Origin of the sequence: uncultured Tateyamaria sp., assembly GCF_947503465.1 — a bacterium.
Lineage (GTDB): Bacteria > Pseudomonadota > Alphaproteobacteria > Rhodobacterales > Rhodobacteraceae > Tateyamaria.
This window is the reverse complement of the sequence record NZ_CANNDN010000001.1, coordinates 1,892,512-1,913,826: the sequence shown is the minus strand read 5'-3', so window position 1 is coordinate 1,913,826 and position 21,315 is coordinate 1,892,512. Positions and strand designations below refer to the sequence as shown.

Below are 21,315 nucleotides of genomic sequence, written 5' to 3'. Positions count from 1 at the left end.
CGGATTTCCACCAGCGTTGCAGTGCATATTTGGGGAACAATGAAGGTGGAAGGGCGCGCCCGGTGATCTAGCTGCGTGTGTATGGAAAAGGTTTTGATTTTAGGGGCTTCGGGCGGGATCGGGTCGGCGTTGGCGGCCGGGTTCGAGGCGCGCGGGGCACAGGTGGACCGGCTGTCGCGGTCGGTTGACGGGTTTGATGTGACGGACGCGGGGTCGGTCGCGCGGCATCTGGCGGGGCGTGGGCCCTTTTCCTGCGTCGTGATGGCGACGGGGGCGTTGGAGATTGATGGGGCTGTGCCGGAAAAGACCATCAAGGGCCTCGATCCTGCCGCGATGCTGGACCAGTTTGCGTTGAATGCCGTGGGTCCTGCGCTGGTGTTGAGCCATGCGCATGACCTGTTGGACCGGGATGCGCCGTCCGTTTTTGCGGTCTTGTCGGCGCGCGTGGGGTCCATTGGCGACAACAGGATCGGGGGCTGGATGTCCTACCGGTCCGCCAAGGCGGCGGTGAACCAGGTGGTGCGCACCGCCTCCATCGAGCTGGCGCGGACGCATAAGCAGGCCGCCGTGGTCGCGTTGCATCCTGGCACGGTGAAGACGGCCTTTACACGGAAATACCTGGGGCGGCACCCGGCGGTGGAACCGGGTCAGGCCGCGGGTGAATTGATGGATGTCATGGATGGGTTGGGGCCGGAGCAGACCGGCCGGTTCCTTGACTATTCGGGCGCGGAGGTGCCGTGGTGAGCCGGTTGATCCTGGTCCTTGGGGACCAATTGAGTGAGGGTGTGGCGGCGTTGAAGGCTGCCGACAAGGACCGCGACATCGTCGTGATGGCCGAGGTCGCGGAGGAGGGGTCTTATGTGCCCCATCATCCCAAGAAGATCGCGTTCATTCTGGCCGCCATGCGCAAGTTTGCAGCGCGCTTGCGCGATGCGGGCTGGCAGGTGGCCTATTCCGAGTTGGATGATACCGACAACAGCCAGTCGATTGCGGGCGAGCTGTTGCGCCGGGCGGACCAGCATGGCGTGTCCGAGGTGATTGCGACGCGGCCCGGGGAGTACCGGTTGATTGCGGCCCTTGAGGACTGCCCGCTGACGGTCACGCTGTTGGAGGATGACCGGTTCATTGCATCCCATGCCGCGTTCGAGGCCTGGGCCGAGGGACGCAAGGCGCTGCGCATGGAATATTTCTATCGCGAGATGCGCCGCAAGACCGGCTTGTTGATGGAGGGCGACCAGCCTGCCGGGGACAAGTGGAATTACGATCACGACAATCGCAAGCCGGCACCCGATGATGTCGATTTTGGTGGGCCGATGCAGTTCACGCCGGATGCGGTGGTGGAGGACGTGCTGGCGATGGTCGAGCGCCGCTTTGGCGACCATTTTGGCGATCTGCGCCCGTTCTGGTTTGCCACCGATCAGGGGCAGGCGCGGCGCGCGTTGACCCATTTCGTGTCGCACGCGCTGCCGAAATTTGGCGACTTTCAGGATGCGATGCTGGCCGAGAACCGGTTCTTGTATCACGCGGTCGTGGGCCTTTACATCAATGTGGGCCTGCTGGACCCTTTGGAGGTGTGCCGCGCCGTCGAACAGGCGTGGAAGGACGGCGATGCCCCCATCAATGCCGCCGAAGGGTTTATTCGCCAGATCATCGGCTGGCGGGAATATGTGCGCGGCATCTATTTCCATGAGGGGCCGGAGTATCCCCGCCGCAATGTCTTGAATCATCAGCGCAAGTTGCCCGCGTTCTACTGGGGTGCCGAGACGCGTATGCGGTGCGTGTCCAAAGCGGTGGCGCAGACCGGGGCCGAAGCCTATGCCCATCATATCCAGCGGTTGATGGTGACGGGGAACTTTGCCCTGCTTGCGGGGCTGGACCCTGCCGAGGTGTCGGAGTGGTACCTGGCCGTCTATGCCGATGCGTTCGAGTGGGTGGAGGCACCCAATGTGGTGGGCATGTCGCTGTTTGCCGACGGGGGTGTGATTGCGTCGAAGCCCTATGTGTCGTCGGGCGCCTACATCAACCGGATGTCGGATTACTGCAAGGGGTGTCATTACAAGGTGAGCGTGAAGACGGGCGAGGGGGCGTGTCCGTTCAACCTGCTTTACTGGCATTTTCTGGACCGGCACCGGGACCGGTTTTCGAACAACGCGCGGATGGGGAACATGTACCGGACGTGGGACCGGATGGATGAAGACCGGCGTGCCACCGTTTTGGCGGAGGCCGAGGCGTTTCTGGACCGGATGTCGGCGGGCAAGGTGGTCTAGCGGGCATTGACCCGCGATGTGTTGGGATGGCCGGACGTGCACCGGTGTCACCAGAACGAAACGCGGGTGACCTCAAGGATACGCGGGTGCATGTCCGGCCATCTCGGGGCGTACTGGAAGGAAACGCCCCGAAACCGGATCACCACATCAGCCGTCGGGGCGGCTGTGCGTGGCTGATAGCCTGGGCGGTGCCAGGTCGAAGGCTGCGACCGGACAGGGCGGCAGGGGCTGGCGGGTATCCGTGCACGCCTGGTTGGACAGTTCGATCAGCCAATAAAGCGTTTCGGCCTGATCCTGAGACAGGTCCGGCAGACCGTACATGGATTTGGCGATGGGATGGAACGCGGCCCAGCGTTTTTGGAAGTCCCTCAGATCATGGGCGGTCATCGGTTTGTACCCGGTGGCCGACCCTGTCAGGTTCTGTGTCGTGACACGCATCGCGTTCCCCCACTATGTGCCGTCTGCGGCGTTTTCCGGGGTAACCTTACCAAGACGGATGGTGTCATGAGTGTGAATAAATCGTAAAATTTATGAGTCTGGCGCCGATGCGCCGGGCCTGTGATCCTGCGCGCACAGGTGGCGGGTCAGGGGTTGCATGCCGGTGCAGGCGCGCGGGGCTTATTGTGCGATGCAGGCGTCAAAACCGTCGATGTCGCGGTCGACGCTGATCTTGTCCGAACAGGCGGTGACCTTTTGCACGCAGGTCACGTCAAGCTTGGGGAACTGGCAAATCGTCATGGCCGCCAGGAGGGCCTGGGCCGCGGCATCGTCCCATGCGTCGCCCGCGGCGGCCCCTTCGATGGTGATGCCGATGGCCTGCGCGATGGGCGCACCGGCACCGTCCATGGACCACGTGGCGCTGTGCTGGGTCCCGTCGACCAGCGACAGGGTTGCGGTGAGGCTGGGGGCTTCGACGATGTCGTGCAGGGTGCCGAAGGCAGGGGCCGACCCTTCGCCATGCCACAGCCTGTCGCGCAGGGCCCGGCCCGTGCTGGTCGCAAATTCGATGACGCGCCCCTGTTCGGTGCGCGCCTCGATCTGCTTGGGGTCGAACCCTTCGGGCGCAAGGGACGCCACCATGCCTTCGCGGACGATGTCGGGTGTGCCGTCGGGAAGGGTGATCAGGGCATATACCCGTCCAATCGGATTGCGGTAGAGATGCAGCGCTGTGCCATCGTCAGCGGTGCTGACCGCCGCCTTGGCCTCGAACCCGTTGACCGGGTCGGTCCAGTCCTCGACAAAATGCCAATCCGCCTTTGCCGTGGTGGCCAGCAGGCACAGGACGACGCCGGTCGCCTCAGCTGTCTTCATTCAGCGCCCCGCTGTTCCATTCGCCGGTGGCCTCTTCGCCGGTGGCGTAGCGCATGGTGCCCACACCCTGGCGCTTGCCGTTCTGGAAGTTGCCCTCGTAGACGTCACCGCTGGCGTAGGTGGCAATCCCCTGGCCATTGATTTCGCCGTTTTCCCAGGCGCCTTCATAGGTGAACCCATCGGCCATAACGATCTTGCCCTGGCCGTGACGCTGCCCGTTCAGGAACTCTCCGGTATAGATCGTGCCATCGGGATATGTGGCCGTGCCGGTGCCTTGGCGTTTGCCGTCGACCCATGCCCCTTCATAGCGATAGCCGTCGGCATAGGTCATCACGCCAGTGCCGTGATTGCGGGCATTCCGGAACCCGCCCTCGTAGACGATGCCGTTGGGATAGGTAATCTTGCCCTGGCCTTCGATCACACCGGCGATCCACGCGCCTTCGTAGACGGAGCCGTCGGTATAGGTGATCTTGCCGGTTCCCTGTGGCAAGTCATCCACGAACTGTCCTTCGTAGACCGAGCCATCGGGATAAGTGACGCGGCCCGTGCCCTCGATCTGGCCCTCGGCCCATTCGCCGATATAGGTATAGCCGTCATTGCCGATGAAGGTGCCCTGACCCTGCCGGCGGTCATCGGTGAACTGTCCTTCGTAGACGTCGCCGTTGGCATAGGTGACGCGCCCCTTGCCCTCGCGTTTGCCCGACACGAGGTCGCCCTCGTACACGTCGCCATTGGGTTGGGTCAGCGTGCCGGTGCCGTCGATCTGCCCATCGGCCCAGAGGCCCACATAGACCAGCCCGTCAGGTGTGGTCAGCTTGCCCTCTCCCTGGCGTTTGCCCGCCTCGATCTGGCCGTCATAGACCGAGCCGTCGGGATAGGTGATGACCCCCATGCCCTGTTTGATGCCGTCGATCCAGTCGCCCTTGTATTCGTAGCCGCCGGGCGATTGCATGACCCCCTTGCCATGGTGCTTGGCATTGCGAAACTGGCCTTCGTACCGGACCCCGTTGGCATAGAGGGCGACACCTGTTCCAAGGATCGCGCCACCCTGCCAATCACCTTCATAGGTGCCGCCATCGGCGAAGGTGATCTTGCCAAAGCCGTCGGGTTTGCCCTTGGCAAACGTGCCTTCATAGATTGAGCCGTTGGGAAAGCGTGCGGTGCCGGTCCCCTTGATCTCTCCGTCTACCCATTCGCCGGAATATTCATAGCCGTTGGGCAGCCGGTAGGTGCCGGTCCCGTGCTGAAGCCCCCCGCGAAAGGTGCCCTCGTACACGCCGCCATCGTCATATTGCTTGGTCAGCACGTTGCCCGACTGGGCCAGCACAGCCGCCGGTGCAAGGCATAGGCAGAAGATCAATCCGCGCACGGACATGGCTCACCTCTCAGATTCGTTGGCCTGCCCCATCCATCGCAGGCGCCCAGAGCGTAGGACAGGGGGCGGCGGGGGGCAATGGGGTTCAAGGGGCCGTGATCCAAAGGCCGCGTGCCGCGACGACATGATCGATTGGGGGCCAGCCCCCAAACCCCCGAAGTATTTCCGGCCAGAAGAAGGGGGGCGTGGTGCCGATGTCGCGGGTGGGTTCCCTCTGACCTGCTTTCTGCTACATCAGCCGGGACGTTGAAGGAGCTGCCATATGGCCGAACGATTTCGCATTACCCTGGGCCAGTTGAACCCGGTTGTGGGTGACATTTCAGGCAATGCGGACAAGGCGCGTGCCGCCTGGGCGGCGGGGCGGGACGCCGGGGCCGATATCGTCGCTCTGCCCGAGATGTTCATCACCGGCTACAATGCCCAGGACCTGGTCATGAAGCCCGCCTTTCATACCGCGGCCATGAAAGCGGTCGAGGCGCTGGCCGCTGACTGTGCCGCGGGGCCGACCCTTGCCATCGGGTGCCCCTGGACCGAGGGTGCCGCGCTTTACAACGCCTACCTGATCTGTCGCGGTGGCAAGATCGTCAGCCGTCTGCTGAAGCACAACCTGCCCAACGAGACCGTTTTTGACGAAGTCCGCATTTTCGATGCCGGTCCCCTGGGCGGCCCCTATTCCGTGGGCAACACGCGTGTGGGCAGCCCGATCTGCGAAGATGCCTGGCACCCCGAAGTGTCCGAGACATTGCAGGAGACGGGGGCCGAGTTCCTGCTCGTGCCCAACGGATCGCCCTATTACCGGGACAAGTTCGAGACGCGGCTGAACCATATGGTCGCCCGTGTGGTCGAGACGGGTCTGCCGCTGATCTATCTGAACATGGTCGGCGGGCAGGATGATCAGGTGTTCGATGGCGGCAGTTTCGCCCTGAACCCTGGTGGGGCGCTGGCCCTGAAACTGCCCGTATTTGACGAGATGGTGGCCCACGTGGATCTGCAACGCGGCCGGGAGGGCTGGCGCGTGGTCGCCGGCGAGAAGGCCCTTCATCCCGACGCCTGGGAGCAGGATTACCGCGTCATGGTCACGTCCCTGCGCGATTATTGCGGCAAGACCGGGTTCAGGAAGGTGTTGCTGGGCATGTCGGGGGGCGTGGATTCGGCGCTGGTGGCGACAATTGCAGCCGACGCCTTGGGCCCCGAGAATGTGCGCTGTGTCATGCTGCCGTCCGAGTACACGTCGTCCCATTCGCTGGAGGATGCCGAGGCCTGCGCAAAGGCCCTGGGCTGTCACTATGACTATGTTCCCATTGCCGAAACGCGGGCGGCCGTGACATCGACCCTGGCGCCGCTGTTCGAGGGGCTGGACGAGGGGCTGACCGAAGAGAACATCCAAAGCCGCATTCGCAGTCTGCTGCTGATGGCGCTGTCCAACAAGTTTGGCGAGATGCTGCTGACCACCGGCAACAAGTCCGAGGTCGCGGTGGGCTATGCCACGATCTATGGCGACATGGCGGGTGGCTACAATCCGATCAAGGATCTGTACAAGACCCGCGTGTTTGAAACCTGCCGCTGGCGCAACGCCAATCACCGCGACTGGATGATGGGCAATCCGGGCGAGGTGATCCCGGACCGGATCATCACCAAGCCGCCTTCGGCCGAGCTGCGCGACGACCAGAAGGACAGCGATAGCCTGCCGGATTATCCGGACCTTGATGCGTTGCTGGATATTCTGGTGGATCAGGACGGGTCCATTGCCGATTGCGTGGCCGCCGGGTTTGACGCCGATGTCGCGCGCAAGGTCGAGCGGTTGATTTATCTGAGCGAATACAAACGCTTTCAATCGGCCCCCGGTGCGCGCCTGACCAAGCGCGCCTTCTGGCTGGACCGCCGCTATCCCATCGTGAACCGGTGGCGTGATCCAAGCTGATTTTCGGCGAATTGTCGGCAGATTTTGGCGGCGCTGACGGAGTGCTTAATGAAAGCTAAGCACCGTCGAGGCTTTGGTGCGCGGGAAAGGATCCGCGCCCGATGCCATTTACGTTTTATGCCGAAAACAATGAGTTTGCCGCCTCTACCGGCAACAACGTCAATTCTGGCAACGGCACTAGCACGTTCGATTATCCGCCCACGTCGACCCGCAATCTGGTCATAACGTCCAGCGCGGATGATGACGACCCGCGCCTGTTTGAAGTGGGTGAGGTGTATTCGTTGTCCTTCATGGGCAACGGGGGCACGTCGATCGAAAATGCGACCGTGATCCGAAGTGATCCGCTGAGCGGCAATGAAGGCGCGATCGTGTTCGAGGGTCTGAACCCCCAGGGCGAGGTCGTGCAGGTGGTGTGGTCGCCCAATTTCGATCTTGAGCAATGGTATTTCAACAATTTCAACAACGGCCAGTCGCCGGGCTTCTACACCTATGACCGTGTGGAAGAGGATTACAGCTTTGCCTGTTTTGCCAGTGGCACCTTGATCGACACGGTGGACGGGCCCGTCCCCGTGGACCGGATTGTGCCGGGTGACCTTGTGCCCACCCGCGATGGCGGACCGGAGCCTGTGTTGTGGGTTGCTTCGTCGTCCGTGCCGGGACTGGGCCGGGCGGCGCCCGTGACCCTGGCGGAGGGGTTTCTGGGGGCAGAGGCCCCTGTGACCGTGTCGCCGCAGCACCGCATTCTGATCCGCGATCCCCGATGCGAGTCGCATTTTGGTGCGCCTGAGGTGTTGATACCCGCCGCGCATCTTGTCGACGGGCAAACTGTTCAAAAGCGCACCCAACGGGTCGTGACCTATTTTCATCTGCTGTTTGAACGGCACGAGGTGATCACCGCCCAGGGCGTTGACAGCGAAAGCCTGCTTTTGGGGGACGACATGCGCGGCGTGATGTCCAGCAGCGCCTTTCAGCAGTTCGAAGCCAGTTTTGGCGGCCGATTCCCGCACCGCCGCGCACAAAAGATGGCGCGGCGGGCCGTGCGGAAACGGGATGCGCCGCTGATCCGCAAGTGGCTGGGGCTGAATGCGGTGGATCCGACGCAAACCCCGCCCAGTTTCTTCTACGCGGCGTGAAGCCGTACACGGCCATGTGAATTGCGCCGACGCCTTCGCTGCGCATCCTGACCGCACAGATGACCTTTGGGAAAGTGCACCATGTTCCTTCGAATATCCCTGTTGCTTGCTGCGCTGGGGCTTGCGTCGCCTGCGTTGGCCTGTGGCCCCGACACCAACTGCCCCTTGGGCGACCGGCATTACCGTATCGCCATGCCAGAGGGGCATGATGGCGTCACGCCCGTGGGGGCCATCGTGTTTGCCCATGGCTATCGCGGGTCGGCCAGTGGCGCGATGCGCAACAGGAACATGCGCAGAATGGTGTCGGATATGGGTCTTGCCTTTGTCGCGGTGAAATCGGCCGGTCCCGATTGGGACATCCCCGGTGTGCCCAGCAATGTCACCAGCACCGGCAAGGCCGAGATGGCGTATTTTGATGCGGTGATCGCGGATGCCACCACACGGTTTGCCATTGATCCGGACCGGATCATGATGTCCGGCTTTTCGGCCGGGGGGATGGTGACATGGGAACTGGCCTGCAACCGCCCCGATCTGTTTGCAGGTTTCGCGCCAGTATCGGGGACCTTCTGGCAGGGCCCGCCCGACACCTGCGTCGCCCCCGCCAGTGTCATTCACATCCACGGAACCGAGGACCGGACCGTGCCCCTGGCCGGGCGTGCCATTGCATCGACCCGGCAGGGCGATGTGACCGAGGTGCTGAGGATGTACCGGGCGCTGGGCGCGTACGGCCCCTCCGAACCGGCCCGCGCGCTGGAGGATTTGGAGTGTGCGCGTCAGGCAAACGCCGCAGGCGATGTGCTTGAGTTCTGCACGTTTCCCGGGGGGCATTCGTTCCGGCGCAGCTTTCTGGGCTATGCCTGGGATCGGCTGGCGGCGGCCGGAAAGGTATAGGGCGGACCGCATGGCCCGCCCCGGTTTCGATCAGTCGCAGGGCAGAGGTGTCCTTGGCCCATCTGCCGGGTGATCACATCAGTTGGTAGCTGTGTGCCTCGTAGCGATAGCCGCCTTCGCCGTTGCTGACGACATAGCCGATGCCGGGCCACGGCATGTGGTATCCGATGAACGCGGTGCGGTCGGTTGCCATCATGTCCAGCAAACGCTTGCGTGTGGCGGCGGCGGCCTCTTTGTCCATGTCGAACCGAACCTCCCAATCGGGGTGGGCCAGGGACCAGACATAGTGGTTGGCAAAATCCGCGCCGATCACCAGTTGCGTGCCACCATCCTCGACCATGTAGACCATGTGGCCGGGCGTGTGGCCGAAGGCGGCCATGGCCGTGATGCCCGATGCGGCGGACCCGCCATCGTCCAGCATGGTCATCTGTTCGGCCAGGGGCGCGACCTTGCCGTCAAAGTTTTCATTTCCGGTGCCGGACCAGGCATCGAATTCTGCCGCGCCGGTCATATAGGCCGCATTTGCGAAGGTGGGCGTGCCATCGGTCGACAGCCCGCCGATGTGATCGCCGTGCATGTGCGTGATGACGACCTTGTCCACCTGATCAGCGGTGTAGCCTGCCGCCTCGATCGCGGCGACGGTGCCTGCGCCGGACAGGCCGGTGTCAAACAGGACCAGCTCCGTGCCGTTGTTGACCAGCGTCGGGGTGAAGAAAAACTGTGCGGCGTCGGTGGACAGGCCTGCCTCGGCCGATACGGTGTTGAAGGTGTCGGCATCCACGTTCAGCCCGAAGATGCTGTGGGGGCCTTCGACGGACCGGGTTCCGGCCAGCAGGGTCGTGACTTCGAACGTGCCGACCTTGACCCTGCGATACGGGGCCTGGGCCACACCCAGCATGGGCGCAGCGGCCCGCGTCTGGGTGGCAGTTGCTGCCGCGAGGGGCAGGGCAGCCGCGCCCATCAGGGCGGTGCGGCGGTTGAATTTGGGGGATGTGGACATGGGTGCTATCCTTCCTGTCAGAGAACCATGACATAGCGCGCTGTGCGCAGTGTCACGCGTCACAATGCACGGGCACATGTTCATTTTTGCGAGAGGTGCGATGGCAGAAGCAAAAACCCAGGTGTCCGATACCCCGTTTTCCGTCTGGGTCGACAGTGTGGACCCGGACACGCGCCGCACCGAGGCCCGGATGCTGGACGCACTGTTCCGTGAGGTGACGGGGTACGATCCGCAGGTCTGGACCGGTGGCATCGTGGGCTATGGTGCCTATGACTACACCTATGCGTCGGGTCGGTCGGGCACCTGGATGGCGACCGGATTTGCCCCGCGCAAGGCGAAGCTGAGCATCTATATCATGCCCGGTTACACGGATTTCGGGCCGATCCTTGACCGGTTGGGGCCGCATGCCAAGGGCAAGTCCTGTCTTTACATCACCCGATTGGCGCGTGTGGACATGTCCGTTCTGGGGGAACTTGTCGTCGCGGGCCTGCACGATCTGGCCACCCGTTGGCCCGTGCGGGACCGCGCATAACTGGACAAGTTGCGGCCCCTGTGACAAGGCAGGCGCAACCTTCGGAGACACCCATGACCACCACCCGCTTTGCCCCATCGCCCACGGGCTATATCCATGTCGGCAACCTGCGCACCGCGCTGATGAATTACCTGATTGCCCGCAAGGCGGGCGGCACCTTTATCCTGCGCATTGACGACACCGACCCCGAGCGGTCGAAGGAAGAATATGTTGACGCGATCAAGCAGGACCTGGAATGGCTGGGCCTGCATTGGGACCGGGTCGAGCGGCAGTCTGACCGTCTGGACCGGTATGCCGCCGCGGCCGACAAGCTGCGCGAGATCGGCCGGTTCTACGAGGCGTTCGAGACGCCGACCGAGCTGGATCTGAAGCGCAAGAAGCAGCTGAACATGGGCAAGCCGCCGGTCTATGACCGCGCTGCGCTTGCGCTGAGCGATGCAGAAAAGGCCGCGCTGCGGGCCGAACGCGGACAAGGGGTCTGGCGGTTCAAGCTGGATCACACGCGGATCGAGTGGACCGATGGCATCATTGGCGATGTCAGCATCGATGCCGCCAGCGTGTCCGACCCGGTCCTGATCCGCGGCGACGGACAGGTGCTGTACACCATCGCCTCGGTTGTGGACGACACGGAAATGGGCGTGACGCATGTCGTGCGCGGGTCCGATCACGTGACCAACACCGCGACCCAGATCCAGATCATCGCGGCATTGGGCGGCACAGCCCCCCATTTTGCCCACCATTCCCTGCTGACCGGCCCACAGGGCGAGGCCTTGTCCAAACGTCTGGGCACGCTGGCCCTGCGCGATTTGCGCGAGAACGGGGTCGAACCGATGGCGGTGCTGAGCCTGCTGGCGCGGTTGGGGTCGTCCGACCCGGTGGAATTGCGCATGGACATGGAAAGCCTGATCGACGGCTTTGAGGTGGGTCGCTTCGGCACCGCGCCGACCAAGTTCGACGCGGCCGATATCGACCCGTTGACGGCCCGCTATCTACAGGCGCTGCCGGTGGCCTCTGTTCAATCCGATCTGGATGCCGCCGGTGTGCCCGCTGATCAGCAAGAGGCGTTCTGGTCCGTCATTCGTGAAAACATCCACACCCGCGCCGACATCGCCACGTGGTGGGAGCTGTGCCGCGACGGGGCGGATCCGGTGATCGAGGATGACGACGCGGCCTTCGTGGCCGAAGCCATGGCGATGCTGCCTGACGCGCCCTTTGATGCAGAGACCTGGGCCACCTGGACCGGAGCCGTGAAAGCGGCGACGGGGCGCAAGGGGCGGGGGTTGTTCATGCCGCTGCGGCTGGCGCTGACGGGGCAACGGCACGGGCCCGACATGGCGTCACTGATGCCGCTTTTGCAGGTTGTGAAGGCGCGCCCCTGATGTCGGCGGGGGGCGCTTGTGCAGGGCGGCCCTCCGGGGGGAGTTTTTCTGGCAAGATGAAGAGAGCCGGTGATGGCTGAGGCGCAGGCGAAGTTTCTGTCGGGGTCGCTCTTGCGCCATGTGACGGTGATGTCGCTGACCTCGACCGTCGGGTTGATGGCGGTGTTTCTGGTCGATTTCATCGACATGGTGTTCATCTCGATGCTGGGAAAGGCCGAACTCGCCGCGGCCGTGGGCTATGCCGGGGCGATCCTGTTCTTCACGACGTCCTTTTCCATCGGGATGGCGATCGCCGTGGGCGCATTGGTGGCGCGCGATCTGGGCGCGGGGGAGTCCGATCGCGCGCGGGTGCGCAGTGCGCATGGGCTGGCCTACGGCATCGGGTTTGGCGTGCTGTTTTCTGCCTTTGTCTGGTGGAACATTCCGACCTTTGTGCGCTGGATCGGGGCGCAGGGAGAGACGGCGGCGTTGGCCGAGGGCTATCTTGCCATCATCATCCCGTCCCTGCCGTTTCTGGTGGTTGGCATGATGGGCAGCGGCATTCTGCGTGCCCATGGGGATGCGCGCCGGGCCATGATGGCGACCATCTGGGGGGGCGGCGTGAACGCGGTGCTGGACCCGATCCTGATCTTTGGGCTGGGGCTGGACCTGACCGGGGCGGCGCTGGCTTCGGTTGCCGCGCGCGTTGCCATCGCAACCACCGCGCTGTTGCCGATCCTGCGGCATCACGGTGGCCTGCCGCGCCCGGATCTTCGGGGCATGCTGGGCGATCTGCGGCCCCTGGTGACCATCGGGTTTCCGGCCATCCTGACCCAGTTCGCAACGCCGGTCGGTCAGGCCATCGTCACGCGTTCCATGGCGCAATACGGGCTTGAGGCGGTGGCGGGCATGGCCATTGTCGGGCGGCTCATGCCGCTGTCCTTTGCCGTGATCTTTGCGCTCTCGGGCGCCGTTGGCCCAATCCTTGGCCAGAACTTTGGCGCGGGCCGCCACGACCGCGTGCGCGCGGGCTTCAATGCCGCGCTGATCTTTGCGGGAACAGTGATCTTCGTGATCGCAGGAGCGCTTTTTGTACTGCGGGGGCCCATCGCCGACCTTTTCGCGGCCACCGGGTTGACCCGCGACCTGGTGTTTCTGTTTTGCGGGCCGCTTGCGCTGCTCTTTTTCTTCAACGGAGTGCTGTTTGTCGCAAACGCGGCATTCAACAACCTGGGCCACCCGTTCTATTCCACAGGTATGAATTGGGGCCGCAACACGGTCGCCATGATCCCGTTGGTCTGGATCGGTGCACAGCTGTTTGGCGCGCCCGGCGTCCTGATCGGTCAGGCGCTGGCGGGCGTCGTGTTCGGCTGTTTGTCGTGGGTGCTGGCCCTGCGCGTCATTGGAGCCGAAGGCGGGGCCGTCACCCGCGACAGGTTTGATCGTGAAGGGCGGCTTCTGTCCCTATTGAACCTGCGCAAGTAGGCGATCCGTCAGTGCCTGTTCCTGCGGCGAAAGCCGTTGCGCACGCGGGTAGAGCGGCGCGCCACGGTCATCGTGCACCGGTGTGTCCCACCCGTCTGTCGTGTCAAAGAAATGTTCTGCCCCGGCCTGTCCGAATTCGCGGACAAACCCCTGCACCACCACGTCGAGGTAACTCAGCAGGATGCGGTAATCGCCGCCCGGGCGCTGCGCCGTGTGCGGCACCTGGTAGACCGCGATGTCCGCGGCGTCCGCGCTGTGTGCCACCGCGTCTGTGGCGCTGATCCGGGTGTACCCGGTTTCGCGCAGGTCCAGCGCGGCCCAGTCCGCGCCCGGCACCGACGCGATCAGGCCGTCAATGCTGTGCCCCGGCGCCTCGTGTACCGACAGGAACACGACATCGCGCAGGGCCGTGCGGACCCAGACCCGGCGCCAACCGTTCAGTGTGGCGGGTTGCGCATGGGGATAGGTATGGGTGGCGCGGTTGACGAGGCTGCCATACCCAAAGAACCAGGGCGTCATGTGTCCGACAGCAAATCGGCAAAATGCGTGGCGGCGGTGTCCCAAACGGCGTCGGATGCGGCGGCCAGCAGATAGCCGGTGCTGACCGTTGCGGTATAGTCCGACCCGTCCAGCATCGCGGCCTTGCCACCCGCCTGCTGGCAGATCAGCACACCGGCCGCATGGTCCCAGCTGTTGAGGTGACCGGACAGGACAAAGTCCACCGCGCCGGTTGCCAGCATCCGGTATTCATGGGCCGAACAGCGCAAGCTGCCCACATAGGCCACTGCGCCGACCTTGGTCCACATCAGGGCGCGGTCGGCGGGCGGCATCAACCTGATATGGGCGTATCCCGCCAGCGCATCGAGCGGCTTGTCCGGGGCCGTGTGAATGCGGCGTGTCCGGCCCGTTTGGGTGTGCCAGGTGGCCGGGCTGGTGTTGTCGGCCATCACCAGATCGTCGCCCACCGGGTCATAGATCAGGCCAAAGACCGGCTGCCCGAACCGGCATACGGACACCATCGTCCCAAACAGGGGCATGCCCTTGGCAAAGTTCCATGTGCCGTCGACCGGATCGATGATGAAGGACAGTTCGGCCTCGCCCACGCCGTCCAGCAGGTCCGGTTTGGCGGACACGGCTTCTTCCCCGATCACCAGCGCGTGGGGAAAGGCCATTTGCAGCCCGCGTGTGATCATCGCCTCGGCGGCGATGTCCGCTTGGGTCACTAGATCGTTTTCATCTTTCTTCTGATCAATCTCGCCTGCGTCGAGGCGGCGAAAGCGTGGCATGATCTCTGCCCGCGCGGCGCGGCGGATCAGGTTGATGATCTGGGTTTTCTGGGCCTGCGTCAGGGGCGCCGTGACGGGCATAGGCAACTGGGTGGTCATCGCGGGATCCTTGATTCCATTGCTTGCCACAGGTCTGCCATGCCTTGCTGCACTGCCGCAACGGGACTTATTCGCGCCCCCGCAGCACCTGCGCGGGCCGGGCGGCCAACGGACCCCAGGCAAAGGCAAGGCCCGCCAGCAAGGTCGCCGTCACGCCGCCAATCACGATGGCCAGGGCCGACGGCCAGATAACCGTGAAATCCGTGTCCATGATGTAATAGCTGACGGCCCATCCGCCCGCGATACCCGCCGCCAGCGCGACGGCCCCCGCCCCAAGGCCCAACAGGGCCGAGCGGGTGGCAAAGCTGATCAGGATGCGCCTGCGGGTGGCCCCCAGCGTTTTCAGCACCGCCGCTTCATAGGTGCGGGCCTGGGTGCCTGCCGCTGCCGCGCCGATCAGGACAAGGAACCCGGTCAACAGGGTCGCAGCCGCACCATAGGAGGTGGCGGCGGCCAGACCCGCAAGCACCTCGCTGACCCGGTCGATGGCGTCGCGCACACGGATGGCGGTCACGTTGGGATAGGCGTTGGCGATGTCGCGCAGGATCTGTGTTTCTGCCCCTTCCGTCGCATAGACGGTCGAGATGAAGGTATGCGGCGCCCCCGCCAGAGCCGACGGGTTCATGGACAGGATGAACCCGATGCCTGCCGTCGAAAAATCGACCTCGCGGAAGGATGTGATGGTGCCGGTGATGTCACGGCCCAGGATATTGATCGTCATGCTGTCGCCGATGGACAGCCCCATCTCTTCTGCCTCTTCCGCGGCAAAGCTGATCTGGGGCGGACCGGCATAGTCTGCGGGCCACCAGTTGCCTTCGGTGATGCGGGTGTTTTCCGAGGGCCTCTCGGAGTAGGTGATGCCCCGGTCTCCGGACAGGACCCAATGGTCGCCTGCCACGTCGGCGGCCCGCTGGCCGTTGATTTGGGTGATGATGCCGCGCAGCATCGGCGCACTGTCGACGCGGCTGACGGCGGGGTCGTTTTCCAACCGCTCGGCATAGCCCTGCATCTGGTCGCGCTGGATATCGACAAAGAAATAGCTGGGCGCGATGTCCGGCAGGTTGCCGGTGATGGCGTTGCGCAGGTTGCCGTCGATCTGGCCCACGGCGGCCAGCACCGACAGGCCCAGACCCAGGGAAAGGACCACGGATGCGGCGCCCTCGCGGGTGCCGGATATGGCCCCGAGCGCCCACCGCAGGGCGGGGCGGCCGCGCGCGCGGGGGGCCGCGTGGCGCGACACCCACCGGATCAGCGTGGCGGCCAGGGCCAGCAGTCCAAGGGCAAAGGCGATCCCGCCCGACGTCCAAAGTGTCAGCCACCATGTACCCGAGAACAGCCCCGCAAGGCCGATCAGTGCAACCAGCCCCAGGCCGATCCAGAAAAGATACCCGATCCGCGGCAACAGCCGGGCCTTGTCCAGCGCATCGCGGAACAGGGTGGCGGCCCGCACGTCTTCGGCCCGGGCCAGCGGCCACAGCGTAAACACAAAGGCGGTCAGCAGGCCGTAGATCGCGGCCTCGATCAGCGGGGCGGAATAGATCGTGAAACTGGCGGGAATGGGCAGGCGCGCTTCGATGATGGGCGCGAGGGCCAGCGGGGCGACCGCACCCAGGGCCAGGCCAAGGGCAATGCCCACCAGGGACAGGACCCCGATCTGGATGAAATAGGTCTGGAAAATCGTGCTTCGCTCGGCACCCAAGGTGCGCAGGGTGGCGATGACGCTGGTCTTGCCCGCAAGATAGGCGCGGACCGCAGCCGACACGCCGACGCCGCCGACGGCCAGACCCGACAGACCCACAAGCACCAGAAAGGCGCCCAGACGGTCCACGAATTCCGCCACACCCGGCGCGCCGTTGCGCGCATCGGTCCAGCGCATGCCGGTCGCCTCGAACCGGTCGCGCGCCCGGGTTTCAAGCGTGGCCAGGTCAACGCCTTCGGGCAGATCAAGCCGGTATTTCGAGTTGAACAGCGTGCCGGGCGCCAACAGCTGCGCGTTTTCAAGCGCCGTGCGCAGGACGATCGTGCGGGGCCCAAGGCCAAAGCCACCCGCCGCGCTGTCAGGTTCGCGCACCAGTGTTGCCATGAGAACAAAGTCCTGCGTGCCAAGGCGGAAGGTGTCGCCCACCGACAGGCCCAGCCGGTCGATCAACGCGCGCTCCATCACGGCGCCCGGCAGGCCATCACGACCCGACAGGGCGTCGGGCAGCGGTACATCGGGCGACAGTTCAACCGCGCCGATCAAAGGGTACGCGCTGTCGACGGCCTTGATCTGGGTCAGGCCGCGCTCGGTTTCTTCGTTGCGGGTGACCACCGCCATGGACCGGAAATCGGCAATCTCGGACACGGCCCCGGCGACGCTGCCCATCCACGCCCGCTCGTCCTCGCTGGCAAAGCGGTAGGTGAAATCAAGCTCGGCATCGCCGCCAAGCAAGGCCGCCCCCTCGCGCGCCAGTCCGGCCTCGATGGCGGAGCGGACCGACCCAACGGTGGCAATGGCGGCGACGCCCAGGGCGAGACAGGCCAGAAAGATGCGAAACCCGCGCAGACCGCCACGCAATTCACGTCGGGCAAAACGGGCAGAGGTGGCAAGGGTCATTCTGCGGCGGCCCGTGCGGGCGGCTGGATCCGGCCATCGGCCAGACGGATCACGCGGTCACACCGCGCGGCCAGATCGGGGGCATGGGTGACCAGGACCAGCGTGGCCCCGTGCCTGTCGCGCAGGGCGAAAAGCAAGTCCATGATCGCCTGCCCATTGGCACCATCAAGGTTGCCGGTGGGTTCATCGGCCAACAGGATCTCGGGCCGCGTGACCAATGCGCGCGCCAGCGCCACACGCTGCTGTTCGCCGCCCGACATCTGGCTGGGGTAATGTCCTGCGCGATGGGCCAGACCCACGGCCTCCAACTCTGCGCCCGCCCTGTCAAAGGCATCGCGCGCCCCGGCCAGTTCCAGTGGCGTCGCCACATTTTCCAGCGCCGTCATGGTCGGGATCAGGTGAAAGCTCTGGAACACCACGCCCATATGCCCGCGCCGAAAACGGGCCAGGGCGTCTTCGTTCATCGCGGTCAGGTCCTGGCCCAGGGCCGCAACCGTGCCACCTGTTGCACGTTCCAGCCCGCCCATGACCATCAGCAACGAGGATTTGCCCGACCCGGACGGGCCGACAAGGCCCACGGTCTCGCCCTTTGCCACATCCAGGGTAATCCCGTGCAGGATATCGACCCGCCCGGCATTGCCATCGAGGCTGAGTGCCGCATTATTCAGGGACAGGACTGGATCGGACATCGCGGCGCGCCTTTATTGTCGTCTACGAGGTCATATGGAGATCGGATCAGCATGGGCAAGGTAACAGGTGCAATTGTCTTTTCCCTGTGGTCGGGTGTTGCGTCTGCCGAGACGGTGACCATTGCCGCGCTGGGCGACAGCCTGACCCAGGGCTTCGGTCTGCCGATCGAGCAGGGGTTCGTCCCGCAGCTTGAAGGGTGGATGGAAGGCCGGGGCCACGATGTGGACATCATCAACGCCGGTGTGTCGGGCGACACGACCCAGGGCGGGCTCAGCCGGGTGGGCTGGACCCTGACGCCCGAGGTGGACGCATTGATCGTGACGCTGGGCGGCAACGACCTGCTGCGGGGGATTGGCCCGGAGGTCAGCCGCGCCAATCTGGAAGGGATCGTGCAAGCCGCGACCGATGCGGGTGTCGAGGTGTTGGTCGTGGGTATGCAGGCCCCCGGCAATTACGGCCCGGACTACAAGCAGGCTTTTGATGCGATGTATCCCGAAATCGCCGAGGCCTATGGGACGCTCTACCTCGACAGTTTCTTTGCGGGCCTTGGCGGTCCGGGCACGGACCCCGCAGCGGTGCGGGCGTTCATGCAGGCCGATGGCATCCATCCCAACGCCGATGGCGTGGCGCGTATCGTCGAGGGCCTTGGCCCCAGCGTCGAGGCGCTGATTGCGCGGGTCGACTAGCGGTGCCGGGGCGGTTCTTCTTTACAGACCCGCTGTCGGACCTGACCGGGGCGCTGGGTGTCCCCGCGGGGACAGTGGGCAACGAACCGGCCCGCCAGAACATCGCACCCGGGCAGGAGATCATCGTGTTTGACGGCGCATTGACGCGCATGCGCTGGGGCATTGTGCCCGTGGGACGGGTGAACGCGCGGGGCAGGCCGGTCATGGAACAGATCATCAATGCCCGGTCCGAAACGGTGTTCGACAAGACCGCGTTCGACGGCGTGGGCCGCGCCGTGATCCCGGTCAATGGCTGGTACGAATGGACCGGCGAGACACGCAAGAAGACGGCCTGGCGGATCGCGCCCAGGGGCGGCGGGTTCCTGTACTTTGCGGCGATCACGGATGTGTGGACGGCGCCGGGCGGATTGACCGTCCCGCAAGTGGCGGCGGTGACGTGCGCGCCGAACGCGGACGTGAAACCCATCCACCACCGGATGGGCGTCTTGCTTGAGGCCGGCGATCTCGGGACATGGATGGGCGATGATCTTGACGCCGCAAAGGCGCTGATGGTGCCCTGGCCGAAGGGACGGTTGCAGATCGAAGAGGCAACCGGTGTGAACTGGGACGGCCCGTGACCCAAATGCCGCTTGTCAGCGACACCATTTTTCAGGGGCTCTGCCCCGTCGCTGTCGCGACTCCCCGTCGTATTTCGGGTCGGAAGAAGCCAGGGCAGTCCGGCGCCCCTGTCGCGATGCGGCGCCCAGTCTTCTGTGTTTCAACCAGCCCCCGCCGGAGGCTGTGGCGGGTGCAAAAGGAAAGGGCGGCGCACCGTGAAGTGCACCGCCCCGAAACTGGATATCGCTGGTGGCTTAGGCCAGCGCGATGTTCACGGCGCTTTCGCGTCCGTCACGGCCGGCTTCGAGGTCAAATGTGACCTTCTGGTTGTCGGCCAGGCCTGTAAGGCCCGAACGCTCGACTGCCGAGATGTGAACAAAAATGTCCTTGCCGCCCGATTCCGGGGCGATAAAGCCGTAGCCTTTGGTGGTGTTGAACCATTTGACGGTGCCGTTTGCCATCGTCGGTACTCCTAAAATGTGCTGCCCGCGGCATGCGGCAGCCTTGGCGCTGTCATAAGATCGAAGTGACTGAGCCGAAAGGAGCAGTGGGTCGATAGATGAGGTAGCAGGGCGAGATATGGCATTGTTTCGCTTCATTGCAAGGTTTTAAGGGTGCTTTTCCCGATTCCGGCGGCCTGCCGCTTCTTTGTGCAGGTGACGGTATTCTCACGGGCAAACACTTTTTTACCAGTTGATAAAATTTTGTACCTGTGAGACCGTTTCAGGCGAATGATTGTTGCGATGGAGCGGACATGACGCAATCTCCTTTCTCACCGGGTGTCGCGGCGGGCCGCCTGGATGCGGATGCGCTGGCGGAGAATTTTTCGGACCTGCACCCGGCGCTTGACCCCCACGAAGCGCTGGTTGCGGCGGATCGCTGCTATTTCTGCCATGACGCGCCCTGCGTGACCGCATGTCCGACCGATATCGACATTCCGCTGTTCATCCGCCAGATCGCAACCGGCACGCCGGATGCAGCGGCCAAGACGATCCTCAGCCAGAATATCATGGGCGGCATGTGCGCCCGTGTCTGCCCGACAGAGACCCTGTGCGAAGAAGCCTGCGTGCGCGAAATGGCGGAAGGCAAGCCGGTCAAGATCGGGCAATTGCAACGCTACGCAACCGATCACCTGCAGCAGCAGGGTGTGCACCCGTTCTCCCGTGCTGCGGTCACTGGTAAGACAGTGGCCGTGGTGGGGGCCGGGCCTGCGGGCTTGTCCTGTGCCCACCGGCTGGCGATGCTGGGCCACGATGTCACCGTCTATGATGCCCGGCCCAAGCCCGGCGGTCTGAACGAATACGGGATTGCGGCCTACAAGACGCCCGACGGCTTCGCGCAGGCCGAGGTGGATTGGCTGATGCAGATCGGTGGCATCACGATTGAACACGGGACCGCGCTGGGCATTGACGTGACCCTTGATCAGCTCAAGGCCGATTTCGATGCGGTTTTCCTTGGTATGGGGCTTGGCGGTGTGAATGCGCTCTCCGTGGATGGGGGTGACAAGGATGGCGTGCGTGATGCTGTCGATTTCATCGCGGACCTCCGGCAGGCCGATGACATGCGGGCATTGCCCGTGGGGCGTGACGTCGTGGTGATCGGCGGCGGCATGACGGCGGTGGATGCGGCGGTGCAATCCAGGCTGCTGGGGGCGTTGAACGTGACGCTGGCCTATCGTCGGGGCCGCGACCGCATGAATGCCAGCGTATTCGAGCAGGACCTCGCCGCGTCCAGGGGTGTGCGGATCATGACGAACGTGGTGCCCAGGGCGCTGCATGGCAACGGTGCGGTGCGCGAGATCGAATTCGAGTATGTAAACCCGGACATGACCGGCACGGGCGAGACGGTGCGCATCCCGGCCGACCAGGTCTTGCGCGCCATTGGTCAGACACTGGATGGCGCAGCGCTGCCTGATCTGGATGGCGGCAAGATTGCGGTGACAGGGGCCGGGCGGACATCCGTCGCGGGTGTCTGGGCCGGGGGCGATTGCGCCGCGGGCGGCGATGATCTGACCGTGACGGCCGTGGCCGAGGGGCGCGACGCGGCCATGGACATTCATGCAAGCCTGATGGGCTGAGCATAGGGAGA

General features: G+C 64.4%; 20 protein-coding genes. 11 read left to right on the top strand and 9 right to left on the bottom strand.

What is annotated here, in order from left to right:
- Positions 1 to 81 precede the first annotated feature (81 nt).
- Positions 82 to 744 carry an SDR family NAD(P)-dependent oxidoreductase gene (locus Q0844_RS09620; RefSeq protein ID WP_299044265.1) on the top strand — a complete coding sequence of 221 codons (663 nt, stop codon included), beginning with the start codon at positions 82 to 84 and terminating at the stop codon, positions 742 to 744.
- Entirely contained in the window at positions 741 to 2,267 is a 1,527-nt protein-coding gene (locus Q0844_RS09615) for a cryptochrome/photolyase family protein (protein WP_299044263.1), read from the top strand. The genes Q0844_RS09620 and Q0844_RS09615 overlap by 4 nt, the downstream gene beginning before the upstream one ends.
- A gap of 147 nt (positions 2,268 to 2,414) precedes the next feature.
- Here the strand turns inward: Q0844_RS09615 and Q0844_RS09610 are convergent, their stop codons facing one another.
- From Q0844_RS09610 to Q0844_RS09600, 3 genes are all read right to left on the bottom strand, one after another.
- Positions 2,415 to 2,705 carry a hypothetical protein gene (locus Q0844_RS09610; RefSeq protein ID WP_299044262.1) on the bottom strand — a complete coding sequence of 97 codons (291 nt, stop codon included), beginning with the start codon at positions 2,703 to 2,705 and terminating at the stop codon, positions 2,415 to 2,417.
- 180 nt (positions 2,706 to 2,885) lie between these two features.
- Complete coding sequence (locus Q0844_RS09605) at positions 2,886 to 3,578, bottom strand: hypothetical protein (RefSeq protein WP_299044260.1); 693 nt, start codon at positions 3,576 to 3,578, stop codon at positions 2,886 to 2,888.
- Positions 3,565 to 4,953: a 2-isopropylmalate synthase gene (locus Q0844_RS09600; protein WP_299044258.1), complete on the bottom strand. Its 1,389-nt coding sequence runs from the start codon at positions 4,951 to 4,953 to the stop codon at positions 3,565 to 3,567. Before Q0844_RS09600 ends, Q0844_RS09605 begins: the two co-directional genes overlap by 14 nt.
- A 262-nt stretch (positions 4,954 to 5,215) precedes the next feature.
- Between Q0844_RS09600 and Q0844_RS09595 the strand changes: the two genes are divergently transcribed.
- The 3 genes from Q0844_RS09595 to Q0844_RS09585 all read left to right on the top strand — a co-directional run bounded on the left by Q0844_RS09595 (position 5,216) and on the right by Q0844_RS09585 (position 8,898).
- Positions 5,216 to 6,874 carry an NAD+ synthase gene (locus Q0844_RS09595; RefSeq protein ID WP_299044256.1) on the top strand — a complete coding sequence of 553 codons (1,659 nt, stop codon included), beginning with the start codon at positions 5,216 to 5,218 and terminating at the stop codon, positions 6,872 to 6,874.
- Positions 6,875 to 6,975: 101 nt separating this feature from the next.
- A complete protein-coding gene (locus tag Q0844_RS09590; protein WP_299044254.1) occupies positions 6,976 to 8,007 on the top strand; it encodes a Hint domain-containing protein in 1,032 nt (343 codons plus the stop codon).
- 81 nt (positions 8,008 to 8,088) lie between these two features.
- On the top strand, positions 8,089 to 8,898 hold the full coding sequence (locus Q0844_RS09585) for a prolyl oligopeptidase family serine peptidase (protein ID WP_299044253.1): 810 nt from the start codon (positions 8,089 to 8,091) through the stop codon (positions 8,896 to 8,898).
- A gap of 73 nt (positions 8,899 to 8,971) precedes the next feature.
- Here Q0844_RS09585 and Q0844_RS09580 read toward each other — a convergent pair whose 3' ends face one another.
- Positions 8,972 to 9,898: an MBL fold metallo-hydrolase gene (locus tag Q0844_RS09580; protein WP_299044250.1), complete on the bottom strand. Its 927-nt coding sequence runs from the start codon at positions 9,896 to 9,898 to the stop codon at positions 8,972 to 8,974.
- A gap of 100 nt (positions 9,899 to 9,998) precedes the next feature.
- Here Q0844_RS09580 and Q0844_RS09575 point away from each other — a divergent pair, with 100 nt between their 5' ends.
- The 3 genes from Q0844_RS09575 to Q0844_RS09565 all read left to right on the top strand — a co-directional run bounded on the left by Q0844_RS09575 (position 9,999) and on the right by Q0844_RS09565 (position 13,273).
- Positions 9,999 to 10,430 carry a DUF1801 domain-containing protein gene (locus Q0844_RS09575; RefSeq protein WP_299044248.1) on the top strand — a complete coding sequence of 144 codons (432 nt, stop codon included), beginning with the start codon at positions 9,999 to 10,001 and terminating at the stop codon, positions 10,428 to 10,430.
- Between the two features lie 53 nt (positions 10,431 to 10,483).
- On the top strand, positions 10,484 to 11,809 hold the full coding sequence (gltX, locus tag Q0844_RS09570; protein ID WP_299044246.1) for a glutamate--tRNA ligase: 1,326 nt from the start codon (positions 10,484 to 10,486) through the stop codon (positions 11,807 to 11,809).
- Between the two features lie 72 nt (positions 11,810 to 11,881).
- Entirely contained in the window at positions 11,882 to 13,273 is a 1,392-nt protein-coding gene (locus tag Q0844_RS09565; RefSeq protein ID WP_299044244.1) for an MATE family efflux transporter, read from the top strand.
- Here the strand turns inward: Q0844_RS09565 and Q0844_RS09560 are convergent.
- The 4 genes from Q0844_RS09560 to Q0844_RS09545 all read right to left on the bottom strand — a co-directional run bounded on the left by Q0844_RS09560 (position 13,253) and on the right by Q0844_RS09545 (position 17,943).
- Positions 13,253 to 13,792 carry a gamma-glutamylcyclotransferase family protein gene (locus tag Q0844_RS09560; RefSeq protein WP_299044243.1) on the bottom strand — a complete coding sequence of 180 codons (540 nt, stop codon included), beginning with the start codon at positions 13,790 to 13,792 and terminating at the stop codon, positions 13,253 to 13,255. The genes Q0844_RS09565 and Q0844_RS09560 overlap by 21 nt on opposite strands.
- Positions 13,789 to 14,658: an inositol monophosphatase gene (locus Q0844_RS09555; protein WP_299044241.1), complete on the bottom strand. Its 870-nt coding sequence runs from the start codon at positions 14,656 to 14,658 to the stop codon at positions 13,789 to 13,791. The genes Q0844_RS09560 and Q0844_RS09555 overlap by 4 nt, the downstream gene beginning before the upstream one ends.
- A gap of 67 nt (positions 14,659 to 14,725) precedes the next feature.
- Complete coding sequence (locus Q0844_RS09550; protein ID WP_299044240.1) at positions 14,726 to 17,254, bottom strand: FtsX-like permease family protein; 2,529 nt, start codon at positions 17,252 to 17,254, stop codon at positions 14,726 to 14,728.
- Positions 17,251 to 17,943: an ABC transporter ATP-binding protein gene (locus tag Q0844_RS09545; protein ID WP_299044238.1), complete on the bottom strand. Its 693-nt coding sequence runs from the start codon at positions 17,941 to 17,943 to the stop codon at positions 17,251 to 17,253. Before Q0844_RS09545 ends, Q0844_RS09550 begins: the two co-directional genes overlap by 4 nt.
- A 51-nt stretch (positions 17,944 to 17,994) precedes the next feature.
- On the opposite strand from Q0844_RS09545, the gene Q0844_RS09540 reads away from it, so the two are divergent.
- Both Q0844_RS09540 and Q0844_RS09535 read left to right on the top strand, forming a co-directional pair.
- Entirely contained in the window at positions 17,995 to 18,630 is a 636-nt protein-coding gene (locus Q0844_RS09540; RefSeq protein WP_299044236.1) for an arylesterase, read from the top strand.
- Between the two features lie 2 nt (positions 18,631 to 18,632).
- Entirely contained in the window at positions 18,633 to 19,247 is a 615-nt protein-coding gene (locus Q0844_RS09535; protein WP_299044235.1) for an SOS response-associated peptidase, read from the top strand.
- Between the two features lie 234 nt (positions 19,248 to 19,481).
- Here Q0844_RS09535 and Q0844_RS09530 read toward each other — a convergent pair whose 3' ends face one another.
- The gene (locus Q0844_RS09530) at positions 19,482 to 19,688 is read right to left on the bottom strand and encodes a cold-shock protein (RefSeq protein WP_299044232.1); all 207 of its coding nucleotides are present in this window, start codon (positions 19,686 to 19,688) and stop codon (positions 19,482 to 19,484) included.
- Positions 19,689 to 19,981: 293 nt separating this feature from the next.
- On the opposite strand from Q0844_RS09530, the gene Q0844_RS09525 reads away from it, so the two are divergent.
- Complete coding sequence (locus Q0844_RS09525; RefSeq protein ID WP_299044230.1) at positions 19,982 to 21,304, top strand: NAD(P)-dependent oxidoreductase; 1,323 nt, start codon at positions 19,982 to 19,984, stop codon at positions 21,302 to 21,304.
- The last annotated feature ends 11 nt before the right edge of the window (positions 21,305 to 21,315 follow it).